Raw genomic sequence first — 6,579 nt, 5'->3', positions numbered from 1 at the left:
CCCCCACCACAGGGAAAGCATCTCATAGAAATTCGAAAGAAGCCGGATTCGGATTGACGTTAAAACCATCTCAACACCCTTATTAAAAAGCTAAATAATAAAAGCCTAAAACTGTCAGTTTTCAGGGATTCCACACAACTTGACAAAGAGCCCGGATTTTTTAGTCTGTCTTCCGGATGTCTTTCAACAGTTGGAGCGTTACAATTCCAATGCGGTGCATTTTTGGCAGCAGCATTTTGCGCGTTACCAGACCTTCTACCAAGAGCATTGCCAATCACCTTGGTATGGTTCAACCTTTATTTCTAGGCCTTATATTGATTTGCTGGACAAAGGGCAAGCGGCGGCTTCTTTTCAAGCCTTGAAGGCTCTGTGGCAAGGGCGAGATGTCTTACTCGTGGAGGGGGAAACGTCCCGCTCGGGCGTTGGCAATGACCTTTTTGCTGGAGTAGGCTCCTTGGAGCGGATTATCTGTCCTTCGCGGAACGCTTTTGCCCATTATGCAGAAATCGAGGCAGCTGTCCGGGCACGGGCTGAGAAGCGCTTGATCTTGGTTATGTTGGGTCCGACGGCCAAGGTGCTGGTGCGGGATTTGCATGCAGCAGGTTATCAGGCCCTGGATCTGGGGCATATTGATTCGGAGTACGAATGGTTCCAAATGGGGGCGACCCACAAGGTGCCCTTGGGATATAAGCATACGGCAGAGTTTAATTATGATGAGGGTTTACGCTTAGAGGTGAACCTTGATTATGAGCGGCAAATTGTGGCACGGATTGGTGTCGAGGAGGATGACATGGATTTTGAAGTAAAAGGGAGCCAGGAGCAGCTGCAAGCGGAGCTGATTTCGATTGTGGTCCCTGTTTATAATGCTGCCGACTATCTCCGGCGTTGTTTGGATTCGATTCTCAAGCAGACCTATGATCGGTTTGAGGTGATTCTGGTCAATGATGGTTCAACCGATGGTAGTGGTGGGATCTGTCAGGACTATGCAGCTCGAGATTCCCGGATTCAGGTTGTACATCAGGAGAATCAGGGGCCATCGGCGGCTCGAAACCGCGGTATCCAACTGGCTCAGGGAGAGTATGTGACCTTTGTCGATGCGGATGATTTTGTGGAAGCGACCTATTTGGAAGTGTTGTATCAGTCATTGGTTGAACATGATGCGGACATTTCCATTTGTAATTTCACTTCTTTCAATGAAGAGCGTCAATCCTTCCTCTTCTCCATTACCCAAGAGATGTTTTTTGAGCAAACCTATTCCGTGCAAGAATGGTTGCAAAAGGAGAGCAGTGGGGCCAACAATTTCCACCTGGTCTTTACCTTTTCGCCAATGAAGTTGTTTAAACGTGCGCTTTGGGAAGGGATTGCTTATCCGCTTGGGCGTTTGCGGGAAGATGATGCGACCATCTACAAGCTCTATCTCAAGGCCAAACGGATTCATTTTATCAACCAACCCCTCTATTATTATTCCCAGAGTCCGGCTGGTTTGTCCCGTAATCAGATGCAGACGGATACAGCGAGTATGCTGGCGATTGCTGAAGAGCGCTTGGCCTTGCTAGTTGCTTTGGGCTATGATGTGACCGAGCATGTGGAATCCTATCACAGGCGGTTGGAAAAATGCCAGGCGGATGCCCTATATTCGGGTCAAATCGAACTCTACCAGCAAATCTCGAGCAAATTGGATTTGCTCGCGCACCATCGGAAGGAGGACTAGATGGAAACAGTAACGGTCATTGTTCCGGTCTTTAATGCAGGATCTTACCTGGATCCCTGTCTGGATAGTATTCTGGGTCAGACTTATAGGCAGTTGGAGATTATCTTGGTTAATGATGGGTCGACTGATGGTTCGGCGCGGATTTGTGAAGACTATCGGGCTAAGGATCCACGGGTGCGCGTGATTCATAAGCGGCTTGGCGGATCTGGTGTTGGAGCGGCCCGTAATACAGCCCTCCCCTTGGTTACAGGGGACTATATCTTGTTCGTTGATAATGATGATTGGCTGGAGGCGACCCATGTGGAAACCCTATACCGGGCCTTGAAGGAGCAGGATGCGGACATATCCATTTGTAATTTCACAGAGTATGTGGACGACCTTGGGGCTTTTCGCTTTCACCTACAAGGCGAGGACTATTTTCAAAAAACCTTGACTCCGGCGGAGTGGTTTGACTACCAATATGATGCCCGCCAGGGATTTAGTCAGGTTTTTACGGTTCCTTGGGCCAAACTCTATAAGGCTAGTCTCTTCCAGGGTATTGTCTATCCTGAAGATGAAAAGGTGGAGGACGACTACACTACCTGGAAACTCTACCTACTGGCCGACAAGCTGGTCTACAGTCATACAGGGAGTTACTTTCATCGGAAGCGGTCGAATTCGGTGACCAAAACTGTTGATGCGGTCCATGTTTTTCCACTTCGAAGTATTCAGGAGCGGGTTACCCTCCTTTCCTTGATTGGCTTTGATGTTACAGCTGAGCTCAGAGCCTATCGCTGGCGACTGCAGCTCCACCGGGATGCCTTGTTGGAGGCTGGAGAGATGCAGGACTATCAGAAATGCCTGACTCTCCTTAGGATTCTCGACAAGTGGAGCTAGGTTTTTTGCTTCTTTATCGAGCTGTGCTACCGGGTTCTCCCCGTTTGCGTTCGGATGGAAGGAGGAGCGAGTAGAATGAAAGATTGGGGGAGACCCTGGTCTTTTATTTTTTGGTGAAAAAAGATAGATAAATCAGGTTCAATTGGTTGAAAATTGATGGAACTTGGTATAAAATATGAGGTATACTAATTTTTGAAAGGTTGTGTTCTTGTGAGATTGAAAAATGGAAAACATGTAGAATCCTACAGACATACGCGCGTGAAGCTGCGCAAATCTGGTAAGCACTGGGTGAGTACCGTCGTGTCGACAGTTGGAACCCTATTATTCGGTAAAGCAGTAGCACGTCGGACTGAGCGATCGGGTTACGATGACTTGGAGGTTAAACTGCTCTCACCCAACACCGTTTTAAAAGGAGCAGGAGCACTGGGAGCCCTCATGGGTGGGGCTGCCTTAGCAACGGATGAGGCCTTTGCGGAGGAAACCGTGGCCTCGTCAGAAGTGGCTAGTGACCTGTTAACGACCCAGGATGAGGTTGCCTTGCAGGCAGATTCTGCGGCAGCTTCTGTAGCGGTTGTGGAGGTGGAAACTTCGACTGAGGTGAGCCAGCAGTCTGAGAGCAAGGAGAATGCTGTAGAAGCGTCGCTTTCGGCTTCACTATCTGCATCAGAGTCGCTTTCTTTATCTGTGAGTGAGTCTGCCCGCGCCTCGGAATCTGTCTCTGCTTCAGAGTCTCTATCTGAAAGTGCTGTTCTTTCGAACTCGGAGTCGCTGCCTGGCTCAGAAGCTCTTTCATCCCAAGCAAGTAAAGCGGACCAGACCAGTCAATCTGACCTTGTTCAGTCAGAAAATGGTTCGGTTGAGGTCCTAGAGGGGAGTAAGGATCGGGAAGCTGGGCTAGCAGAATTGACCCAGGTGCAGAGTGGCGCAGAGCTCCTGAATCAGTTGGCCCAAGAGCAGGTATCGGATTCCAGCTCTGTGGATTTGGCGGCGGCCTTGGCAACTAGCCAGGCTGATCTAGCAGCCGCAACAGCGGTCTTGGGCAATTCGTCTGCGACCTTGACTGAGATTCAGACAGCTGTATCGGCTTTGAAAACGAGCAACCAGGCCTTGGTCGCTGAATTGGCTAAGGAGGGTGTAGACAGCAAGGCGATCTTTAAGGTAGCGGTGACGGCTGAAAAAGAAGTCGGGACAAGTGCCTTAAGTTCAGCTCTTCGTCAAGCGACAGGTACCAGCGGCCTATCAGAGCCGGCTGATTTACCAGGCTATGGCATTGATGACTTGGTACCACATGAAAACCTACCAAGAGATCCCAACCCAGGCTACTATACAGAATACGTGGGTCGTGATGAGAGCACAGGTAACTATATCACGGTTTCGAAAACCAAGGACCTTCAAAACTACTATGTCAGCACCTTTGACTCGGAGCAAAACCTGTTAACAAGGACACCAATTAGCTTTAGTCGAACTGCTGTAGAAAAAACACAAGATGGTTTTAGTCTGAACTATAGCCTAGATCGTAGAAGCCAACCTCAGGTGGCGATCAATCCAGCAGCTGACAATCTCGTAACCGAATGGCTTTGGGAGAGTCCGACTAAGACATCTACGGGTCCGTCAATTGTATTTAGACCTAAGGCTACCTATGTGGAGCAGACTACATATTTTGTGGATGAGAACGACAATCCTATTCGGGAGGAAGTGGTGCAAAAGGGCTGGGTTGCGTCAGCTTACACTACAGTAGCATTGGATGTTGAGGGATATGTTTTAGTAGATCCAGACACCAGTAGTAACTCTGGTTACCTTACCCGTACTGCTACTAACAATGAAGTTTACTATGTCTATAAAAAGGACAATTCTTCGGAGTCCTTGTCTATGAGCGAAAGTGAGTCGGTGGCTGTTTCAGAATCAGAATCTGTTAGCGATAGCCTGGTAGCTTCTCTAGCTGCGAGTCAGTCGTCTTCTCAGTCCTTATCTGAGTCTCTTTCCGCTAGTCAAAGCAACTCCTTGTCGGCAAGTACTAGTGTCTCTGTTTCGGCTTCAGAGTCCTTGTCTGTGAGTCAAAGCAACTCCTTGTCGGCAAGTACTAGTGCCTCTGTTTCAGTATCAGAGTCCTTGTCTGTGAGTCAAAGTACCTCTTTGTCAACAAGTACCAGTGCTTCCGTTTCAGTATCAGAGTCCTTGTCCGTGAGTCAAAGTACATCTGAATCAGTAAGTACCAGCACCTCCCTCTCTGTTTCAGAATCTCTATCTGTTAGTGAGAGTGTATCTCTATCTACTTCAGAATCGATTAGTACTTCTGTGTCAGAATCCGTATCAGAGTCAATCAGTACTTCTGTATCCGAATCTACCTCTGAGTCCGTAAGCGAGTCTGTATCTGAATCCGTGAGTGAGTCGGTGTCCGAATCCACTTCTGAATCTGTTAGCGAATCCGTATCTGAATCCGTGTCTGAATCAGTAAGCGAATCCGTGTCTGAATCCGTGTCTGAATCCGTAAGTGAGTCAGTGTCTGAGTCAGTAAGCGAATCAGTATCTGAGTCAGTGTCTGAGTCCGTGAGCGAATCAGTCTCCGAGTCCGTAAGTGAGTCAGTATCTGAATCCGTAAGCGAGTCCGTAAGTGAGTCAGTATCTGAATCAGTAAGTGAATCCGTGTCTGAGTCCGTAAGTGAGTCAGTGTCTGAGTCCGTGAGCGAATCAGTCTCCGAGTCCGTAAGTGAGTCCGTATCTGAATCCGTAAGCGAATCAGTGTCTGAGTCCGTAAGTGAGTCAGTATCTGAATCCGTAAGTGAGTCAGTATCCGAGTCCGTAAGTGAGTCAGTGTCTGAGTCCGTAAGTGAGTCAGTGTCTGAGTCAGTAAGTGAATCAGTGTCTGAATCAGTATCCGAGTCCGTAAGCGAATCCGTATCTGAATCCGTAAGCGAGTCCGTAAGTGAATCCGTGTCTGAGTCCGTAAGTGAGTCCGTAAGTGAGTCCGTATCTGAATCCGTAAGCGAATCAGTCTCCGAATCCGTATCTGAATCCGTAAGCGAGTCAGTGTCTGAGTCCGTAAGTGAGTCAGTGTCTGAGTCCGTAAGTGAGTCAGTGTCTGAGTCCGTGAGCGAATCAGTATCCGAGTCCGTAAGTGAGTCAGTATCTGAATCCGTAAGTGAGTCAGTGTCTGAGTCCGTAAGTGAGTCAGTGTCTGAGTCCGTAAGTGAGTCAGTGTCTGAGTCCGTAAGTGAGTCCGTGTCTGAATCAGTAAGCGAGTCAGTGTCTGAATCGGTAAGCGAGTCCATGTCTGAATCGGTAAGCGAGTCCGTATCAGAGTCAGTAAGCGAATCCGTGTCTGAGTCCGTAAGTGAGTCAGTGTCTGAATCGGTAAGCGAGTCCGTATCAGAGTCAGTAAGCGAATCCATGTCTGAATCCGTAAGTGAGTCAGTATCAGAATCAGTAAGCGAATCCGTGTCTGAGTCCGTAAGTGAGTCAGTATCAGAATCAGTAAGCGAATCAGTATCCGAGTCAGTGTCTGAATCCGTATCTGAATCGGTAAGCGAGTCAGTGTCTGAATCCGTAAGCGAATCCGTGTCTGAGTCTGTGAGCGAATCAGTATCCGAGTCCGTAAGCGAGTCAGTATCTGAGTCAGTAAGTGAGTCAGTAAGTGAGTCAGTATCTGAATCCGTGAGTGAGTCAGTGTCTGAGTCCGTTAGCGAATCAGTATCCGAGTCAGTAAGTGAGTCAGTGTCTGAATCAGTATCCGAGTCAGTAAGTGAGTCAGTGTCTGAATCAGTAAGCGAATCCGTGTCTGAGTCCGTGAGCGAATCAGTATCCGAGTCAGTAAGTGAGTCCGTATCAGAGTCCGTAAGCGAATCCGTATCTGAGTCCGTAAGTGAATCCGTATCAGAATCTGTGAGCGAATCCGTGTCTGAGTCCGTGAGTGAGTCCGTATCAGAGTCCGTAAGCGAGTCAGTATCTGAGTCCGTGAGTGAGTCAGTATCTGAATCCGTAAGCGAATCAGTGTC

Annotated in this window: 3 protein-coding genes; all 3 read left to right on the top strand. The window is 48.4% G+C overall.

Going from position 1 to position 6,579, the window contains the following annotated elements:
- Positions 1-139: 139 nt before the first annotated feature.
- The gene (locus tag E5983_RS08135) at positions 140-1,711 is read left to right on the top strand and encodes a GT-D fold domain-containing glycosyltransferase (RefSeq protein WP_202056612.1); all 1,572 of its coding nucleotides are present in this window, start codon (positions 140-142) and stop codon (positions 1,709-1,711) included.
- Positions 1,712-2,587 (top strand): glycosyltransferase family 2 protein, encoded by an 876-nt coding sequence (locus tag E5983_RS08130; RefSeq protein ID WP_160333355.1) that lies wholly within the window; start codon positions 1,712-1,714, stop codon positions 2,585-2,587. It begins immediately after the preceding gene.
- A gap of 258 nt (positions 2,588-2,845) precedes the next feature.
- On the top strand, positions 2,846-6,579 hold a 3,734-nt coding region (locus tag E5983_RS08125), incomplete at its 3' end, for a MucBP domain-containing protein (protein ID WP_331251105.1).

This window comes from Streptococcus danieliae, assembly GCF_009767945.1.
Taxonomy (GTDB): Bacteria; Bacillota; Bacilli; order Lactobacillales; family Streptococcaceae; genus Streptococcus; species Streptococcus danieliae.
Note: the sequence above shows the minus strand (reverse complement) of the source record. Positions and strands in the feature narration are given on the sequence as shown.

Excerpts from the sequence above, each read along its gene's own strand:
- E5983_RS08130 (WP_160333355.1), top strand. The coding sequence starts at position 1,712 with ATGGAAACAGTAACGGTCATTGTTCCGGTCTTTAATGCAGGATCTTAC.